We start from the raw sequence: 18,951 nt of genomic DNA, 5'->3' as shown, positions 1-18,951 counted from the left end.
ACGCGTTATTTTAAACCTTTTAAGAAAAACTCAACTGTCTTATCCACCTGAGCGGAAAGGGAATACTTTCGGCCGGAGATAAGCCAGGAGGTGACCACTTCATCCATCGCCCCAAAAATCAGCAGGCGCGTCAGTTTGACATCGAGGTCTGCACGGAACGATTTCTCGGCAATCCCCTGTTCAATGATATGCTCGATTAGCTGAATGTAGGGCTTGACGACAAGCCCGATGGCTTTGCGCAGCTCTAGCGAGCTTTGACGCAGCTCGATTTGTGTCACATAAGCCAGATTGATGTTGTTTTCGAGCTCGGTAAAGTGAATTTCGCAAACTTTGCGGAGAGCTTCATCGGCGGTATTCGTTTCCTTCACGCTGCTGTTGAACATGGAGACCAGATTTCCGAGACGGGCTTGAAACAGAGAAATAAGGATATCTTCCTTGTTTTTAAAATATAAATAAATCGTACCGTCCGCGACGCCTGCCTCCTTGGCGATCCTCGAAATCTGGGAGCCGTGATAGCCGTTCTCCGCGATTACTTTTAAGGCTGCATCCAAAATCAACTCATATTTTTCCAATTTTCTACTTGTCATCAGGCCACCCCGGTGTTAGAATTCAAATAACTGAATGAATCCTCATTCATTTTTCTTAATCTTATGGGAAACAGTGCCAGTTGTCAATGTTTTCAAGGTAAGATTTTATTTTTAAACAAGCTTTGTAACCGCTTACGAAATGTAACCCGTCACCAAACTTAGGTGAATACGAAGAAAGGACGGATGAAAAATGGTGTGGCCAATCGTCAATTTACTGCTGTTTCTCCTTGTGACCGGGTACGGTATTTACTTGTTCTGCCAAGCGGTGTATCACAGACTGCTGTACGTGAAGCTCGGCAAGCCGGTGGATTTCCGGAAGCAGCGTGAAGGCAGATGGGGCGAGTTCCTGGGACAGGTGTTCGGCCAGAAAAAGCTGCTGAAGGACCGGAAGAGCGGCATTATGCACGTGGTGATCTTTTACGGCTTCATCATCCTTCAGTTCGGCGCGCTGGATCTCATTATCAAAGGACTGACAGACGGCGGCCACCTTCCGCTTCCCGCATACGATGTATTCGGTCTGCTTCAGGAGATTACGGTGTTTCTGGTCCTTGTAGCGATGGGATATGCCGCTTACCGCCGGTATGGCGAGAAGCTTGCGCGCCTCAAAAAAGGGTGGAAGCCGAGCATTGTCGTGTTCTTTATCTTTTCCCTGATGCTGTCTGTGCTGCTGTCGCTTACCTTCGAAAGAATCCGGCTCGACCTCGAGCCATCCGCTTACGCACCTATATCCTCAGCGATTGCGGCCATCTTCTCCGGCATGTCCGGAACGGCGGCATCCGTATTGTTCTACATCTTTTGGTGGGCCCATTTGCTTATTCTGCTATCTTTTCTCGTCTATGTTCCTCAATCGAAGCATTTTCACCTCATTACCGCACCGGTCAATATTTGGCTGGGCCGTTCCGAGCCTGTCGGCAAGCTGAGCAAGCTTGACCTTGAAGATGAAGAAGCCGAGTCGTTCGGCGTCGGCAGGATCGAAGATTTTACGCAAAAACAGATGATCGACTTCTACGCTTGTGTGGAATGCGGCCGCTGCACGAACGTCTGCCCGGCTTCCAATACCGGTAAGGTACTGTCGCCGATGCATCTTATTACTAAACTACGTGATCATTTGACGGAAAAGGGTACAGCCATGACAGGTAAGTCGCCGTATGTTCCCGAATATGCTTTTGCCGGGAGTGGAACGCATGCATTGGATGCAGCTGTGTCCGAAACCCATCCCGATTGGTCATCAGCGGACGGCGTGACGGATATTCGCCCGACGCTGGCATGGCAGAAGGCCACCTGGACCCATCAGGACACAAGTCCGCAGGACATGAACTTGATCGGCGACGTCATGACCGAGGAGGAGATCTGGTCCTGTACCACCTGCCGCAACTGCGAGGATCAGTGCCCGGTCGGCAACGAGCATGTCGATAAAATTATCGATTTGCGCCGCCATCTCGTGCTGATGGAAGGAAACATGCCGGCAGAGGGGCAGCGAGCCCTGCAAAATATTGAACGGCAAAGCAATCCCTGGGGATTGAACCGCAACGACCGGGCCAACTGGACCGGCGAGGTGGAAGGCATCCGGGTGCCGACCGTCAAGGACAATCCGCAGTTTGAATATTTGTTCTTCGTCGGATCGATGGGCTCATACGATCTGCGCAGCCGCAAAATCTCCAAGGCGTTTGCCCGCCTCTTGAACGAATCCGGCGTCAATTTCGCCATTCTCGGCAACGAAGAGAAAAATTCGGGGGATACGCCCCGCCGGATGGGCAATGAGATGCTGTTTCAGCAGCTGTGCATGGAGAACATCGAGATTTTCGAAAAATACGGCGTCCAGAAAATCGTGACCGCCTGCCCGCACACCTTTAACACGTTCAAAAACGAATACCCCGAATTCGGGCTCGAAGGGGTGGAAGTCCTTCATCACTCCGAGCTGCTGGATCAGCTCCTCCGCGAAGGGAAGCTGAAACCCCAGTATGAAGTGAAGGAGCGGATCACCTATCACGACTCGTGTTATCTGGGACGCTATAACAACGTGTACGACCAACCGCGCAGCGTCCTCCGGGCCATTCCCGGCGTGGAGCTCGTTGAATTGAAGCGCACGCGGGAGAATGCGATGTGCTGCGGCGCCGGGGGCGGCATGATGTGGATGGAGGAGACGTCCGGCAAACGGGTGAACCTTGCCCGCACAGAGCAGGCACTGGAAGTGAATCCAAGCATCATCAGCAGCGCCTGTCCTTACTGCCTGACCATGATGGAGGACGGGACGAAGATGAAGGAAGTGGAAGAGCGTGTGAAAGCAAAGGATATCGCCGAAATTTTAGAGCTGTCCGTGTTCGGGGATTCCGCTGCTCACAATAAAGGATTTGAAATGGAGGCAAGCACACAATGAACAAATCCATTCGCAAGGCAGCCGTCATCGGCTCAGGAATTATGGGTTCCGGCATTGCTGCACATCTGGCCAATGTCGGGATCCCGTGCTTACTGCTGGACGTCGTTCCGTCTCAGCTGACAGAGGAAGAGACGAAGAAGGGATTGACGCTGGAGCATCCGGCGGTACGCAGTCGTCTTGCAACTTCAGCCATTGAGAAGCTCAGCAAGATCAAGCCGGCTCCGCTGTATGATCCTGCGTTTGCTTCCCGCATTACGCCGGGTAACCTCGAAGATCATCTGCCGCAAATTTCAGGCGTCGACTGGGTCATCGAAGTGGTGGTCGAGAATCTGGAAGTGAAGCAGCAGCTCCTGAAACGTGTAGAAGAGCATTGGAAACCCGGTACGGTGGTCAGCTCGAACACGTCGGGCATCTCGATCAACGAGATGGCGGCCGAATGCGGCGAAGCGTTCAGAAAACACTTCCTGGGCACACATTTCTTTAATCCGCCCCGTTACATGAAGCTGCTTGAAATTATTCCCGGACGGGACACGGAGCCGGAGCTCGTGGCGCGTATGAAGGATTTTTGCGAAAGGGTGCTCGGCAAGGGCGTCGTCATCGCCAAGGATACGCCTAACTTTATTGCGAACCGGATCGGTACTTACGGCCTGCTTGTGACTCTGCAGGAAATGGTGGAGAAGGGCTTCACGGTGGAAGAGGTCGATGCGGTGACCGGACCTGCGATGGGGCGCCCGAAGAGCGCTACCTTCCGCACGCTGGATCTGGTGGGGCTCGACACGTTCGTTCATGTCGCGGATAACGTCCGGATGAACGTCGAGAATGAGCGCGAACAAGCGGTTTTCACTTCGCCGGACGTGCTGACGGGCATGGTGGCACGCGGCTGGCTCGGGGAGAAGAGCGGGCAGGGCTTCTATTTGAAGAAGAAAACGCCGGCAGGGAGCGAGATTTTATCCCTTGACCTGAAAACGCTGGAATACGTGCCGCAGATGAAGCCCAAATCGGCATCGTTGGAGGCCGCGAAAATGGCCAAGGGAGCCGGAGCGAAAACAAAGGCGCTCCTCGGGGCGAAGGACCGCTACTCGGATCTGGCTTGGGACATTCTGAAGCAGGTGCTTGTCTATTCGGCCGAAAAGGTGGGCGAGATCGCCGATTCGGTCAAGGAAATCGACGATGCCATGAAATGGGGCTTCTCCTGGGAACTCGGGCCGTTTGAGACCTGGGACGCCATCGGCTTGGCCCGGTCCGTGGAGCGGATGGAAGCCGAAGGCTTGACCGTTCCCGCCTGGGTTAAAGAGTGGGTCGCTGCGGGACACAAGTCCTTTTACAAGCAGGAGGAAGGCCGGCTGTATTCGATTCATGTGGCGTCGGGCGCATACCGTGAGGTAGAACAGCCGGAAGAAGTCATCAATCTGCGCATCCTGAAAGAGCAAAACAAGGTGGTGAAAGGAAACAGCGGAGCCAGCCTGATCGACCTTGGAGACGGCGTCGCCTGCCTGGAATTTCATTCGCCCAACAATGCGATCGGCGAGGACATTCTCTCCATGATTACGCAGAGCATTGACGAGGTGCGCAGCAATTTCAGAGGACTCGTGATTGCGAACCAGGCACGCAATTACTGTGTGGGAGCCAACATTATGCTGCTCCTCATGGAAGCACAGGACGAAGAATGGGACGAAATCAATGAAATCATCCGGAAATTCCAGTACACAATGTACGCGCTGAAGCGGTTTGAAAAGCCGGTCGTGGCCGCGCCGCACCGCATGTGCCTCGGCGGCGGCGTCGAGTCCTGCATGCCGGCCGACCTGGTCATCGCTGCGCCGGAGACGTATTACGGTCTTGTCGAAGTCGGTGTCGGCCTGATTCCCGCCGGCGGAGGGTGCAAGGAACTGGCGCTGCGGGCAAGCCAAACGGCCGGTCTTCCGGATGCGGATCTGCAGCCGTACATCAATCACATTTTCCAAACCGTGGGGACGGCGACGGTATCGACGAGCGGCCACGACGCCAAGCGTCTCGGGTACTTGCGGCCAAGCGACCGTGTCGCGGTGAGTCAGGATGTTCAGATCTATCAGGCGAAGCAGGCTGTTCTCGGTCTGGATCGCAGCGGCTATGAGCCGATCCCGCAGGAGAAGATCCGGGTCGTCGGGGCGGAGGGTAAGGCCGTGCTTCAGCTTGGTGCGCTTGGCATGAAGCAAAGCGGTTATATCAGCGACCACGATTACCTGATCGCCAGAAAACTGGCCCATGTTCTCGCCGGCGGTGATGTCCCGGCAGGAACCCTTGTCAGTGAGGAGTATATGCTGGACCTCGAGCGCGAGGCTTTCTTGAGCCTGTGCGGCGAACCGAAGACGCAGCAGCGCATGCACCACATGTTAACCAAAGGCAAGGCGCTCCGCAACTAACATCCACGGGAGGGGATATTCCATGAAAGAAGCAGTCATTGTATCGATGGCGCGTACCGCAGTCGGCCGTGCCAAGAAAGGCAGCCTGGCACAAACACGGGCCGACGATCTCGGGAAAACGGTGCTGGAAGCCGTCGTGGAACGCGCGCCGGGCCTTAAAAAAGAAGACGTGGAGGACATCATCATCGGCTGCGCCATGCCGGAAGGCGAACAGGGGCTTAATTTCGCCCGGATCATGTCGCTGTACGCCGGATTCCCGGTGACAGTGCCGGCGCTGACGATCAACCGGTTCTGCTCCTCTGGCCTTCAGTCGATCGCCTTCGCGGCGGAACGAGTTATGCTGGGGCATGCCGATATCCTGATCGCCGGGGGCGTGGAGAGCATGAGTCATGTGCCGATGACCGGTTTCAAGATGTCGCCGAATCCGAAGATCGTTGAGCAGATGCCGGAGGTCTACATCGCCATGGGACATACGGCGGAAGAGGTAGCCGATCGGTTCGGCATCAGCCGGGAAGATCAGGACCGGTTCGCTGCGAGATCGCACGCCAGGGCAGCGCAGGCGCTTGCGGAAGGCAAGTTCCAGGACGAAATCGTGCCGGTTCAGGCCGAACTGAAAAGCGTGGATGAGAAAGGCAAAGTGCAGACGAAAACCTTCGAATTCCGGGTGGACGAAGGCGTGCGGAGCGACACGACAGTGGAGGTGCTGGGCAAGCTGAAACCGGCGTTCAAGCTGAACGGATCAGTCACGGCGGGGAATGCGTCCCAGGTCAGCGACGGGGCTGCGGCGGTCGTTGTCATGAGCCGGGAAAAAGCCGAGGCGCTTGGCTTGCAGCCGCTTGCCACGTTCCGTTCCTTCGCGCTCAGCGGCGTCGAGCCCGAAATTATGGGCGTCGGTCCGGTCAAGGCGATTCCGAAGGCGCTGCAGATGGCCGGAATTACGCTGGAAGACGTGGATTTATTCGAAATCAACGAGGCGTTCGCCTCCCAGTGCGTCCACATTATCCGGGAGCTTGGCATCGATGAGGAGAAAGTGAACGTCAACGGCGGCGCGATTGCGCTTGGGCATCCGCTGGGCTGCACAGGCACGAAGCTGACGACGACCCTGATCAGCGAGCTGAAGCGGCGCGGCGGCGGTTACGGTGTGGTGTCCATGTGCATCGGCGGCGGCATGGGTGCCGCGGGCGTGTTTGAGGTTCATCCGTAAGCTGAAAACGTTCTACAGTGATTTGGTTTTTAACTTAAAAATTCATATCGCAAAGGAGACGGGAACGATGAGCACAACGATGAATAAGGTGATCGGCGGCAGTTATATCATTGAAGACACGGACTTTCACAGTATTGTGACCCCGGAAGATTTTACGGAAGAACACCGAATGATCGCCGAGACGACTGAGGATTTTGTAGCCGGTGAAGTGGTGCCCCATGATGAAGCGATCGAAAAACTGAATTATGAGCTTACGGTGGAGAAGATGCGTAAAGCCGGGGAACTCGGACTGCTCGGCGCCGACGTGCCGGAGGCCTATGGCGGGCTTGGGCTGGATAAGGTCAGTTCGACGCTGATCAGCGAGCGGCTGACCAAGGCATCCGCATTCGCTTTGTCGATCGGGGCCCATGTCGGCATCGGCACGCTGCCGATCGTCTATTTCGGCACTGAGGAGCAAAAGCAGAAATACCTGCCTGCTCTGGCAACCGGCGAGAAGATCGCCGCCTACTGCTTAACGGAGCCTTCCTCCGGTTCGGATGCGCTGGGGGCGAAAACGACAGCCACCTTATCCGAGGACGGTGAATATTATGTATTGAACGGCAGCAAGCAGTTTATCACGAATGCCGGTTTCGCTGACCTATTCATCGTGTACGCCAAAGTGGACGGCAAGGACTTCAGCACTTTTATCGTGGAGCGCACGATGGAAGGCGTCAGCATTGGACCGGAAGAGAAAAAAATGGGAATAAAAGGATCGTCCACTTGTCCGCTCATCCTGGAGGATGTGAAAGTGCCTGTAGAGAATCTGTTATGGGAAGTAGGCAAGGGGCATTTGATCGCCTTCAACATCCTGAACATCGGACGCTTCAAGCTGGCCGCCGGTTGTGTAGGCGCTTCCAAAGATACGATTGAGCTGGCTGCCAAGTACGCGAACGAGCGTGCGCAGTTTGGCCGGAAAATCTCCACCTTCCCGCTGATCGGCAAAAAGCTGGCGGATATGAATACGAAAACGTACGCGCTCGAGAGCATGGTTTACCGCACGGCAGGTCTGTTCGATGTTGGCCTTGCCGAAGTGGATCACACCAGTCCGGAAGTGGGCTATCAATCGGCCAAAGCCATTGCCGAATATCAGCTCGAATGCTCGATTAACAAGGTGTTCGGTTCCGAAACGCTGGATTTCGTCGTCGACGAAGGCGTGCAAATCCATGGCGGATACGGCTTTATTCAAGAGTACCGGGTGGAGCGGAATTATCGGGATTCTCGGATCAACCGCATATTCGAAGGCACAAACGAAATCAACCGTCTGCTCATTCCGGGCACTTTGGTGAAACGGGCCATGAAGGGCCAGCTGCCGCTGATGCAAAAGGCCGTGGCGCTGCAGGCCGAGCTTCTGGAGCCGATTCCTCCGCAAACCTTCGAGGGAACGCTTGATCAGGAAGCCCATCTGATCAAGATGGCAAAGAAAATTTTCCTGATGGCCGGCGCCCAGGCCGTACAGAAATATCAATTGAAGCTCGAGGACGAACAGGAGATTCTGAGCCATCTGTCCGATATGATGATTTCCGTCTATGCGATGGAAAGTGCGCTGCTGCGTACGCAAAAAATCATCGACCGCTCAGGCGAAGACAAGGCTCGCCTGCCGATCCTGATGACGACCGTATTCGTTCATGACGAATTCAATAAAATCGAAACGTGGGCGAAGGAAGTGCTCGCTGCGATGGAATCGGGCGACACACTCCGGACGCAGCTGTCCGTTCTGAAAAAGCTGACGAGAAAGTCGCCTGTCAATACGCTTGGATTGAAGCGTGAAATCGCTGAAAAGGTCATTGCCGCGGAAAAATACGTGCTGTAACAATTCGTGAGATGGGGTGGCCTGGATGTCGAGTAAACCTTGGTTAAATCAGTATCCTAGTGAGGTCCCGCACAGTTACGAGTATCCCAAGCAAAATGTTGCGCAATTTCTAGTGGATTCCGCTTCCCGATATCCAGAGCATATTGCTCTGGATTTCATGGGGAAGAAAATGACATTCCGATCCCTGCTGGTTTCGGTAAACCGGTTTGCGAACGCCCTGCTCCGGCTGGGTGTCCGCAAAGGGGACCGGATCGCCATCATGCTGCCTAACTGCCCGCAGGAGGTCATTGCGTATTACGGTGCGCTCCTTGCGGGCGGCGTGGTAGTCATGACTAACCCGCTGTACGTCCCGCGGGAAATTCAACATCAGTTATCCGACGCTGACGTCCGCATCATCGTGACGTTGGATGCGCTGGTGCAGCGCGTGGAACAGGCGATGACCCACAGGCCGCTCAGTAAGCTGATCGTCACGTCGGTCAAAGACTATTTGCCTTTTCCGAAAAACATCCTATACCCTCTTGCCGCCAAAAAAGACGGAACAAATGTCTCCGTCACGTATGACGATCGGATCGTATCCTTTACCCGCCTCATGAAACAATCAAGCAGCGACCCGGTCAAGGTAGACATCGATGCGGAACAGGACCTGGCGCTCATCCAGTATACCGGAGGAACGACCGGTTTCGCCAAAGGCGTCATGCTGACGCATATGAACCTGGTAGCCAATACGATTCAATCGCAGCTGTGGTTTTATCGGGCACGGATCGGCCAGGAAAAATACTTGGCTGCGCTGCCTTTTTTTCATGTATTCGGGCTTACGGTGCTGCTTAATCAGGCAGTTTATAATGCCGGAACGCTCATCTTGGTTCCACGTTTTGAAATCAATCAGGTGCTGAAGATCATTGACCGGCGGAAGCCGACGGTGTTTCCCGGGGCGCCGACCATGTATATTGCGGTGATTCACCATCCTGAAGTGCACAAGTACGACCTTTCTTCCATAAATATATGTATCAGCGGAGCGGCTCCGCTGCCCCTGGAGGTACAAGAGCGGTTCGAGGAGGTCACGCGAGGCAAGCTGATCGAAGGTTACGGATTGACCGAAGCGTCCCCGGTTACGCATGCCAACAACATATGGGAGAAACGCAAAAACTGCTCGATCGGCATTCCTTTACCGGATACCGAAGCCCGTGTTGTGCATCCCGATACAGGTGAAGAGCTGCCGCTTGGCGAAATCGGCGAGCTGGTCGTCCGCGGCCCACAGGTCATGAAGGGGTATTGGAACCGGCCGGAAGATACGGAGCGCACGCTCCGGGACGGCTGGCTGTACACCGGGGATCTGGCGAGGATGGATGAAGAGGGCTTTTTTTACATTTTGGACCGACGCAAAGACCTGATTATCGCCGGCGGTTATAACATCTACCCGCGGGAAATCGAGGAGGTGCTGTTCGAGCATCCGGATGTGGAGGAAGCCGTCGTGGCTGGCGTGAACGACCCTTACCGCGGCGAAAATGTAAAGGCTTACATCGTGCTCCGGAAAGGCTCGTCTGTTACCGAGCAGGAGCTGAAGCAGTGGTGCAAGGAACGGCTGGCTGTGTATAAAGTGCCCAAGATCTACGAGTTTCGCGAGTCGCTGCCCAAGACGCTGGTGGGCAAGGTGCTTCGCCGCAAACTGATCGAAGAAGAGAATGAGAAGCTGGTCAATCAATCGAAGGTCGACCTATAGGGGTGATACCCGGCGACGCCTAATGAGAAGGAGGGCAAGGACATGAATCCGGAAACGACGGACAGCCTGAAGATGAACCTGAAGCTGAAGCAGCTGGAGAACGCCGCGAAGCATACCTTTTGGGATTTTATCGGATGCGAACTGATTGAACTTAAAGGCAATCAGGTCGTGGTAGCCTTTGATATTTTGCCCCATCATCTCAATCTCATCGGGATCGTGCACGGCGGCATGCATGCTTCAGCCATCGACTCCGCCATGGGCATACTCATTATGCTGGCAAGGCCGGAAGCCAATGTGGTTACTGTGAATTTGAACATGAACTACGTGGCTTCCACGGGTGAAGGGCGTGTCATCGTGACGGCCGAGATCATCCACAGCTCGCGCAAGCTGATAACAGCCCAGGCCTATGCGCGCAAAGAGAACGGGGATCTGCTCGCCTTCGGCACCGGCACCTTCAGGGTGCTGGAAAGGCATGTCCCTGAAGCGCAAACAGAGAGCGATAAAAGGGGGACGATGGATGAGCGTGGTACAAGAACTTGAAGCGATGGCCGGAAAAATGAACGAACAGCCGGGGGCGCTGGATGGGCTGCACGCCTCCTACCATTTTCATATTAAGGATACAGGGAAACATTTGCAGGTATATTTCCATGACGGAACCGTGCGGGTTGTGGAGGACGCTTCGGGTGACGCCGACTGCACGCTGACGATGTCTGAGAGCCATCTTCGGAAACTGCTCCGGAACGACTTGAACACGACGATGGCGTACATGACCGGATCGCTCCGGATCGACGGCCGTCTTGGCCTGGCTCTGAAGCTTCAGGAAATTCTGAAGGAGTATCAGGCTTGAATACCTGGTTTACGACATCGATGAATGCAAAAATATAGGCTGCCTTATGCAGAGCAGCCTATTTGTGCTGTTATTTATAAGAAAGGATAAGCTTAGGAGATTGGGTTTCCTTATATCGCAAGAAAAACTTCCGCTAAATGCGGTCTGGCTTCTTAGAAGGTGCGCCGATAGACGTTTTTTCTTATTTCCCTTTACGGGTTAATTTAGCGAGAGCATCCCATTGTTCCTCAGTGACGGAGCGAAGGTCATTGAATTCGCCCGCCCCCTGCAGCCATTCTCCACCGTCAATGGTGACCACTTCCCCATTGATATATCCCGCATAATCAGAAACCAGGTAGGCAGCCAAGTTCGCCAGCTCCTCTTTGTTCCCGACCCGGCGTAAAGGGACGCGATCGATCATCTGCTGCTCCAGCTCCGGCGTGGGAGAGAGGCGGGACCATGCGCCTTCGGTTGGAAAGGGTCCGGGGGCGATCGCCACCTGGCGAATCCCGTAACGTGCCCATTCCACCGCAAGGGAACGGGTCAGTGCCAGCACGCCGGCTTTGGCCGCAGCGGATGGAACGACATAAGCCGATCCGGTCGAAGCATAGGTCGTCACGATATTGAGCATGGTGCCTCCCTGGCCGCGGTCGATCCAGCGTTTGCCGATCTCCAGGGTCGCATAGAACGTGCCGTGCAGCACGATGTTCAGCACCGCGTCTACGGCTCGAGGGGACAACCTCTCGGTGGGACTGATGAAATTGCCGGCGGCATTGTTGACGAGAATGTCAACTCGGCCGAAATGCCGTTCAACGGCATCCGCCAACTCCGCAATCTGTGCAGGTTCCCGAACGTCGCAAGGAGCATAGAATATTTTGTAACCGCTATCAAGAAATTGTTCGGCTGTCTGCTTCAGCACTTCTTCCCGGCGCCCTGCGATCGCCAGTTTGGCACCAAGCCGTACGAACTTTTCACCCATGGCCCGGCCCAGACCCGTTGCTCCCCCGGTAATCAACACCACTTTGTCCTGTAACAAGTTCTGCGCAAAAGGTTCCATTTCCGATTCCTCCCAAAATATATGCTGGAAAAGAATTCATACTGCTTAACTTCCACTATATCGGAACGGGAAAGCGGTGTATAGAGCAGCCTTTGCTATGTGGGGAAAGGGCACGGATTCGAAGTTATAAGTTTCATCCTCCATCGGCGTACGTGCGGTTGTTCACTGAAGGTTTATCCAGGTACAGGGGACATCGCGGTACCCGGCGGGAGGATGAAATTCGGGTAGAAAAACCGCGGAAAATTGCTGAAACCCCTTTTATTGTTCACATTTTTGTCACATGTGGTTCTAAGCGAACGTCCGCCATAATAAGAAGAAGTAAACGCTTCAAACTAACATTCCTCAGCTTGTACCCTTCCTCCTAGCCCTTTTTCCCGTTGCGATGTCAAGGTCATTCACACATTATGTAAAGGAAGTGAAGAGACTTATGGCAATTAAGCAGGGGCATGCCCAAAGACGTGCCCGAAATCCGCGAGCTGTTCGTCACGTCGGAATTTGTCTGATCCTCACGGTCGTTCTTTCGGTGTTTGGAATTCCTCCTTTGCCTGTCTTTGCTGCGCCTCTCATCGCGATAGACCAACCTTCAGGCCCCTTGGGGCCGGGGATGTCCCGGATTTCCGGATCGTTTTCAGGAGTGTATGACGTGGAGCTCGCCGTAGGCGGCGATTCGCTCGTCAGTGCCCACATGGATGATCCGGAAGCGGACGGCAGCGGAAGCTGGTATGCTGACGTCGATTTCTCCAAGTACGACGGTCCGGTAGAACTGGCAGCTAGGGGAAAAGACAGTGTGACCCGCTATGTGGCCTGGTCTCCCTATATGTCGGTGGAGGTAGACAATCCGGGCGCCGCGCTCCCACAAGTGCAGATTACAAGCCCAGGCGACACTAGCCCCGTGATGGGGAGTGTCAATGTCCACATTCAAGCAGGGGGCAAAAATCCGGTCAGCAAAGTGCAAATCCGGATTAACGGCGGAGAGTGGAAGGATGCGCCTCCCAAAGGATCAGAATACCAATACAAGTGGAAGACAGCGGCTTATGCCGGACGGGTCAATAGTCTTGAAGCGAAAGCCGTGGATGCTAACGGAAATACAGGATACAGCAGCGCAAAATATGTGAAAGTCGCGAACGTATCCAGCCAAGCAATGCTGCAGGAGGACCAGCAGGACCAAGAGGGCTGGACAGAGCAAGATGCCCAGAATGATCAGGATGTTCAAACAGATCAAAATATCCAACAGAATGCCGAAGCGGAACTGAATGTCCAGAAAGACCAGAATGCTCAAATCGATCAAAATGCCCAAGCGCTGCAAAATAACGAAACCGCACAGGATGCCTCAACAGTACAGGATGCCTCAACAGTACAGGGTGCTTCAGCGGTACAAGATAACTTAACAGAGCAAGAGGTACCTCAAGCACAAGAAGCCTCAACAGTTCAAGATGCCCCAACAGCTCAAGATGTCGACACGGCACAAGATGAGCTGACGGCCCCTCCCTCGGAAGAGACAGTTAATGAAGTGAATCCGGATAAGGGGATGCAAATGAATGCAGATCCTGGTTCCGGGCAGGTTGAAGCAGCATCCAGTCCGACGACCGTTACCCAGCAGGTGTACGGCCAGGATCGGGCCATGTGGATCTGGGAAAATGAATCGTACCCCCTGATCATGAACCCGGGTTCACGTAATGTGCTGGATGCTATGGCATCCGACACGTCGACGTTCGGACAGAGACCGATCCGGACGCTGTACCTGGCGGTCGGACCCTATTTCGGCATGCGAATGCTGCAGGACAAACGGCCGGAGGTCAGGGATTTCGTCGGCTGGGCTCATGATAAGGGCTACCAGGTGCAGGCTTTGATCGCCGGCGGTACGACGCCGCCCTATTTCGGGGCCTATGCCCGTTACCGGACTCAGGCGGTGGCCGAGTTCGAAGGTATCCTGAATTACAATTTATCCTCGGATCCAAGGGAAAGATTCGACGGTGTAAACATTGATACGGAGCCTTACAGCCTCGGTGATTTTAAAAGCGCCAAACCTTCGGTTCAGGTGCAGTACCTTGACATGCTCAAGGCATTGATGGACCGTAAGCAGGCTTCCGGCCTGGACCTGCAGGTCGGAGCCGCCATCCCGCGCTGGTTCGACACATCGGTGGACGCCAGCAGCATCTCGTGGAACGGCTCGGTCAAATGGATGTCCCAGCACGTTCAGGATACGCTTGATTACATTTCGATCATGGACTACCGGGATCAGGCGGACGGCAGTGCAGGGATCATTGAACAAGCACGCGGAGAAATCGACTATGCGAATCAGATCGGCAAGCCGAATTCGGTCGTCATTGGCGTGGAAACGATCGATGTCGCCGACGGAGGCGATCCGGAGGCCATCAGCTTCTATGAGGAAGGCCGCACGTACATGGAGTCGGAGCTGAACAAAGTGTACGCCGCTTTCGAAGGAAATCCTGCCTTTGGAGGGATCGCGCTCCATCATTACGGCAACCTGAGAATATTCCCGTCTGCATGGGGACCGGGAGGCGTGTTCTGGCAGCCGCCGCAGGACAGCGAACCGCCATCAGCCGTCACGGGCACGCCGCAGGCGACAGCCTTTGATTATCAGCGGGTCGATATCACCTACGGGCCGGCGTCCGACAACGCCACCGTGAAAGAGTACCGCATTTATCGCGGCACGGATGCGCAGTTTGAACCGGATCCAGCCCACCTGGCCGGTATATCTAACAAACTGAATTTCCGCGACGTTGGGCTGCTGCCGGATACGACATATGTCTATAAGGTAAAGGCCGTCGATTCCTCCGGCAATGAAGGGCCTGCAAGCCAGCCGTTCTCCGCAACGACGGGTCCTACCGATCTGAAGCCGATGATCGTGGGGCAAATGCAGGTCACTTACGACGGGACCAAGGCGACCGTTTCCCTGCAGGTCGTCGACAAAGAGACGGGAGCCGGGCTTCAGGCAACGGTTTACGGCCGGTTTACCTCTATGGGCGGAAAATATGTCGGTGGCGCCACTACAGCGACAGGTACGTACACCGCTTCATCCGAAGCGATCATTGCGGCCGCGGGTAAAGCCGGCTTTGCCGCCCGCAGAATCCTGGCGCCCGGGTACTACTGGGCACAAGCTTATGATTCCCCCGACGGCCGATTCACGGAGTGGGGAGGATGATGCCGAAGCTCTCAAAGGTAACAAGATCGATATGATTCAGTTGGTTGGTATAACAAGAGGGCGCAGTGTTTGTTCTGCGTCCTTTTTTTTCGCTTCATACGAAGTCCCGTTTCTGTAAAGAAAATAGATACTTATAGATTTCGTTATAATATAGATGTATTTTTAGATTTGTCACCAAAAAAGCTTAAAAATCATGCTTAGGCAAGGGATCTTACATTTTGTGGCGAAGGAGTAAGAAGGAGCGAAATGCATCCTCAAACTACATAAAAGGTGTGACTCAACTTTGACGAGACCGAATGTGATCGTGATTTATTGTGACGATTTGGGATACGGTGACTTGGGCTGCTACGGATCCGATGCGATTCGCACGCCGCACTTGGATGCGCTTGCACAAGATGGAGCGCGTTTCACCAACTGGTACTCGAACTCGCCGGTATGTTCACCGTCCCGCGCGGCCCTTCTGACGGGAAAGTATCCCGCAAAAACAGGTGTCAGCCATATTTTAGGCGGAAAAAGGGGAACAGGCGGATTAAAGGCCGACGCCAAAACCCTTGCACAGCGTCTCAAAGAACATGGCTACCGAACGGCTTTATTCGGGAAATGGCATCTTGGATCGGCAGAGGACACCAAGCCCAATGCCAAAGGATTTGATGAATATTTCGGCTTCCAGGCCGGTTGCGTGGACTATTATTCCCACATTTTTTACTGGGGAATGCCGAGTGTGAATCCCGTGCACGATTTATGGAGCAACGGCGAAGAGGTCTGGCGGGACGGCGAATATCTGACGCATCTGATCACCGACAAATCCGTTGAGTTTATCGAGGCAAGCCGGGCTGCCGATAAGCCGTTTTTCCTGTATGCCGCTTATAATGCGCCTCATTACCCGATGCATGCGCCGGAAAAATATATGAAGCGCTACAGTCACCTCCCAAGGGACCGTCAGCTGATGGCCGCCATGATCTCGGCTGTTGATGACGGAGTCGGCGATATTGTGGCAGCGCTTAAACGAGTGGGGGCGTACGAAAACACCATTATTTTCTTCTCGAGCGACAATGGGCCGTCTTCGGAGTCGCGCAATTACCTGGACGGAACAGAAGATGTGTACTATGGCGGAAGCGCCGGAATCTTCCGCGGGCATAAGGGCAGCCTGTTCGAAGGCGGGATTCGGGAACCGGCCATCCTCGTCTATCCATCCATCATCGCTGCCGGACAGACGAAGGATGACGTCGGCATGATGGCCGATATCGTGCCGACCGTGTTGGATCTCGCCGACCTCCCCGTCCCTGCGGCGGAAGAAATCGACGGAAGCAGCATCGTGCCGATGCTGACGCAAGGGGCAGGCACTCCACATCAGCAAATATGCTGGGAGTACGGCAGCCAGCTTGCGGTTCGGGAGGGCAAATGGAAGCTTGTGCTTGGCGGCAAGCTCGACTTTGACCGCACCCAGCCGGACGATGTTCATTTGTCGGATTTGGAGGCGGATCCGGGCGAGCGGATCAATCTGAAGGACGAGTTCCCGGAGATTGCGCAGCGATTGGAAAAAGATGTCCGGGAATGGTATGCAACGCTTCTGTAGTTCTTCCTTGGGGTAATGAAACGTGAAGGATGCACCCGTGACAAAGTTCTCATTGTATTCGGACTTGAGATAAGAAATAATAGAAGGCTGGGGCTGTCATCTAGCAATGCCAGTTAATTGGATCCAAATTATAAAAGGAGTTGATCGTATGCCAACGATTCAAGTGGAAGGCAGAGAAGCGATTAGAGCAGAGGAAGGGCAGAAGCTCGTCCTGGCCCTGGAGGACAACGGGGTGGATATTTTGCACCGCTGCGGAGGGAATGCCAGATGCACGACCTGCCGGGTGGAAGTGTTGGAAGGCGATGCTGGCCCTGTCGGAGAAGCCGAAGCAGCCATTCTTACCACCAAAGGAATTCACGAGCCGAATGTCCGTCTGTCCTGCCAAATTCGGGTACATAACGACCTGACGGTCAGACCTGTGATGACGGTATCTGATTCCGGGATGGATCCTGGTAAAAGACCAGTAGACTAAGGTAATCGGGCCGAAACAGCCACAAAATAAAACGGCTTTCTTTCCGCCAGGTTTCGGGGAGAAAGCCGTTTTTTCGTTATTTCAACAGCCAGAGCGCTGGAACGTTCGGCGGCTCCAGGCTGTCAGCGAGGTATGGGCCTGCCGGCATTCATAGGTCGCTCCGTTATAGGTAACGAGCGTGCCTGGTGTGTAGGCAACATTGGGTGCCCATGCCGCTGCGGATGAGGACGAAGCCGTCTTAGCGGTTACCGCATTGCTGGCGGACGATTCATTTCCCGCCGCATCCACGGCGCGAACGGTAAATGTATAAGACGTGTCGGCCGCGAGTCCGCTGGCCGTGTAGGTCAGCGTGGTGCCGGATACGGTGCCTGCCAGCGTACTTCCATTGTAGACCCGGTAGCCGGTTACGCCAACGTTATCTGTCGAAGCCGCCCATTTCAATGTAACCGTTCCCGAAGTTGGTGTACCGTCAACCTGCAGACCGGTTGGAGCGGTAGGTGCCTGGGTGTCCGGTGGATTTGTGCCAGATGTGGTGAATGTTACGGCACTGCTGGCATCCGAAGTGTTACCCGCAGCGTCTACAGCCCGAACCGTAAACGAATAGGATGTATTGGGTAAAAGTCCGGTGACCTGATAACTGAGGACAGAACCTCCCGTTGTTGCAACAAGCGTGCCTCCGTTATAGACCTTGTAGCTTGTCACGCCGACATTATCGCTCGAAGCCCCCCAGGTCAGCGTTGCTCCTGTTGACGTAATAGCAGATGCCTTCAAGTTGGAAGGCGCCGAGGGTGCCGTGGTATCCGGAGTGCCGCTGCCGCCGCCGAAGTCCACATCAATGACATTGTAGAAGGCGTTGGCGGTGTCCGCGATTTCCCAAACGGCGAGGATCACCTGATATCCGGTGCGGCTGGGGACATTACAGGTGCTGGTATAGGTTGCTCCAGGCTGCACACCGTTATAATTTTCCGAACAGAATGGCGTCAGGTCAAAAGAATCTCTTGTGAGTGGCGCATTAGGATTCCAGTTCTGCTTCGTGATGTAATATTTCCAGCTGGTCGTCGCGTGTCTCGCCGTCAGAGTCCAGCTGAAGGTATTTGTGCCTGGAGAGAGGTTAACCTTGCTCCAGCGGGTCTGAGATTGTTCATCCAGCGTTGGAAAAGCTCCGTTGGCGCTGGCGATTTTACCGTCTGCCGGGCCTGCGGCAGGAAAGCCCTTCGGAGCTTCCAAGCTCTGAGGCTCATAGACAATCGGGCCGCAATTGGTGTTGGCACCCGTTTTGCATAAGTAAGCGCGGCTGCCGGGGGACTGGACATAACCATGCGCGGAAGCACGCTCCACAATCATCAACGTGCACAGCAGCGTGATCAAAGCTAAACTGCCTGCGATCAGCCATTTAAGCACTCCATGCTGTCGTAACCGAATCGTAGTCATCCAAATTTCCTCCTCAAATCCGAATATGAAAACAACATGTGTCATTCTGGCTGCAGATACCGCTTTGGCCGTCCCACCCCCTTATAAGAATATTCATTCAACTTGCTTGGCCAGAGCCGACCGTTATCGGTCAGCTTTCGGAATGTTGGTTATATAAACTCGGCAGGCGAGCTTATATCGGAACATGGATGTCGATTTTGAATCAAGAAAATACATAAAAAATCAATATTTAGTAATAATTAGTATCATTTAACACAACGATAAACCAATTAAGCCTCCCCCTCAAT

12 protein-coding genes and 1 pseudogene are annotated in these 18,951 nt (G+C 54.4%); 10 read left to right on the top strand and 3 right to left on the bottom strand.

Features of this window, described 5'->3' with window-relative positions; genetic code table 11:
- Nucleotides 1–5: 5 nt before the first annotated feature.
- On the bottom strand, nt 6–587 hold the full coding sequence (locus K2F33_RS23490; RefSeq protein WP_076165412.1) for a fatty acid metabolism transcriptional regulator FadR: 582 nt from the start codon (nt 585–587) through the stop codon (nt 6–8).
- A 190-nt stretch (nt 588–777) separates the two neighbouring features.
- Here K2F33_RS23490 and K2F33_RS23485 point away from each other — a divergent pair, with 190 nt between their 5' ends.
- The 7 genes from K2F33_RS23485 to K2F33_RS23455 all read left to right on the top strand — a co-directional run bounded on the left by K2F33_RS23485 (nt 778) and on the right by K2F33_RS23455 (nt 10,983).
- A complete protein-coding gene (locus tag K2F33_RS23485; RefSeq protein WP_263878827.1) occupies nt 778–2,964 on the top strand; it encodes a (Fe-S)-binding protein in 2,187 nt (728 codons plus the stop codon).
- Nucleotides 2,961–5,363, top strand: coding sequence for a 3-hydroxyacyl-CoA dehydrogenase/enoyl-CoA hydratase family protein (locus tag K2F33_RS23480; protein ID WP_263878825.1), 2,403 nt, complete (start codon nt 2,961–2,963; stop codon nt 5,361–5,363). The genes K2F33_RS23485 and K2F33_RS23480 overlap by 4 nt, the downstream gene beginning before the upstream one ends.
- 22 nt (nt 5,364–5,385) lie before the next feature.
- Nucleotides 5,386–6,567 carry an acetyl-CoA C-acetyltransferase gene (locus tag K2F33_RS23475; RefSeq protein WP_076165407.1) on the top strand — a complete coding sequence of 394 codons (1,182 nt, stop codon included), beginning with the start codon at nt 5,386–5,388 and terminating at the stop codon, nt 6,565–6,567.
- A gap of 67 nt (nt 6,568–6,634) precedes the next feature.
- Nucleotides 6,635–8,416, top strand: a complete 1,782-nt coding sequence (locus K2F33_RS23470) for an acyl-CoA dehydrogenase family protein (protein ID WP_089547347.1) — start codon at nt 6,635–6,637, stop codon at nt 8,414–8,416.
- Between the two features lie 25 nt (nt 8,417–8,441).
- Entirely contained in the window at nt 8,442–10,136 is a 1,695-nt protein-coding gene (locus K2F33_RS23465; protein ID WP_263878824.1) for a long-chain-fatty-acid--CoA ligase, read from the top strand.
- A 42-nt stretch (nt 10,137–10,178) separates the two neighbouring features.
- Nucleotides 10,179–10,676, top strand: coding sequence for a PaaI family thioesterase (locus K2F33_RS23460; RefSeq protein ID WP_263878823.1), 498 nt, complete (start codon nt 10,179–10,181; stop codon nt 10,674–10,676).
- Entirely contained in the window at nt 10,654–10,983 is a 330-nt protein-coding gene (locus K2F33_RS23455; protein WP_263878821.1) for an SCP2 sterol-binding domain-containing protein, read from the top strand. Before K2F33_RS23460 ends, K2F33_RS23455 begins: the two co-directional genes overlap by 23 nt.
- A 181-nt stretch (nt 10,984–11,164) precedes the next feature.
- On the opposite strand, the gene K2F33_RS23450 is transcribed toward K2F33_RS23455, so the two are convergent.
- Entirely contained in the window at nt 11,165–12,019 is an 855-nt protein-coding gene (locus K2F33_RS23450) for an SDR family oxidoreductase (RefSeq protein WP_089547350.1), read from the bottom strand.
- A gap of 643 nt (nt 12,020–12,662) precedes the next feature.
- Between K2F33_RS23450 and K2F33_RS23445 the strand changes: the two genes are divergently transcribed.
- The 3 genes from K2F33_RS23445 to K2F33_RS23435 all read left to right on the top strand — a co-directional run bounded on the left by K2F33_RS23445 (nt 12,663) and on the right by K2F33_RS23435 (nt 17,233).
- Complete coding sequence (locus tag K2F33_RS23445; protein WP_263878818.1) at nt 12,663–15,185, top strand: Ig-like domain-containing protein; 2,523 nt, start codon at nt 12,663–12,665, stop codon at nt 15,183–15,185.
- A gap of 283 nt (nt 15,186–15,468) precedes the next feature.
- A complete protein-coding gene (locus K2F33_RS23440) occupies nt 15,469–16,761 on the top strand; it encodes a sulfatase-like hydrolase/transferase (RefSeq protein ID WP_263878816.1) in 1,293 nt (430 codons plus the stop codon).
- A gap of 148 nt (nt 16,762–16,909) precedes the next feature.
- Entirely contained in the window at nt 16,910–17,233 is a 324-nt protein-coding gene (locus K2F33_RS23435) for a 2Fe-2S iron-sulfur cluster-binding protein (protein ID WP_089547353.1), read from the top strand.
- A 76-nt stretch (nt 17,234–17,309) separates the two neighbouring features.
- Here K2F33_RS23435 and K2F33_RS23430 read toward each other — a convergent pair.
- Nucleotides 17,310–18,664 (bottom strand): annotated as a pseudogene (locus K2F33_RS23430) (lytic polysaccharide monooxygenase).
- Nucleotides 18,665–18,951: the final 287 nt, after the last annotated feature.

The organism is Paenibacillus sp. PSB04, from assembly GCF_025809195.1.
Classification (GTDB): Bacteria; Bacillota; Bacilli; order Paenibacillales; family Paenibacillaceae; genus Paenibacillus_AQ; species Paenibacillus_AQ favisporus.
This window is presented reverse-complemented; position numbering and strand designations above follow the sequence as displayed.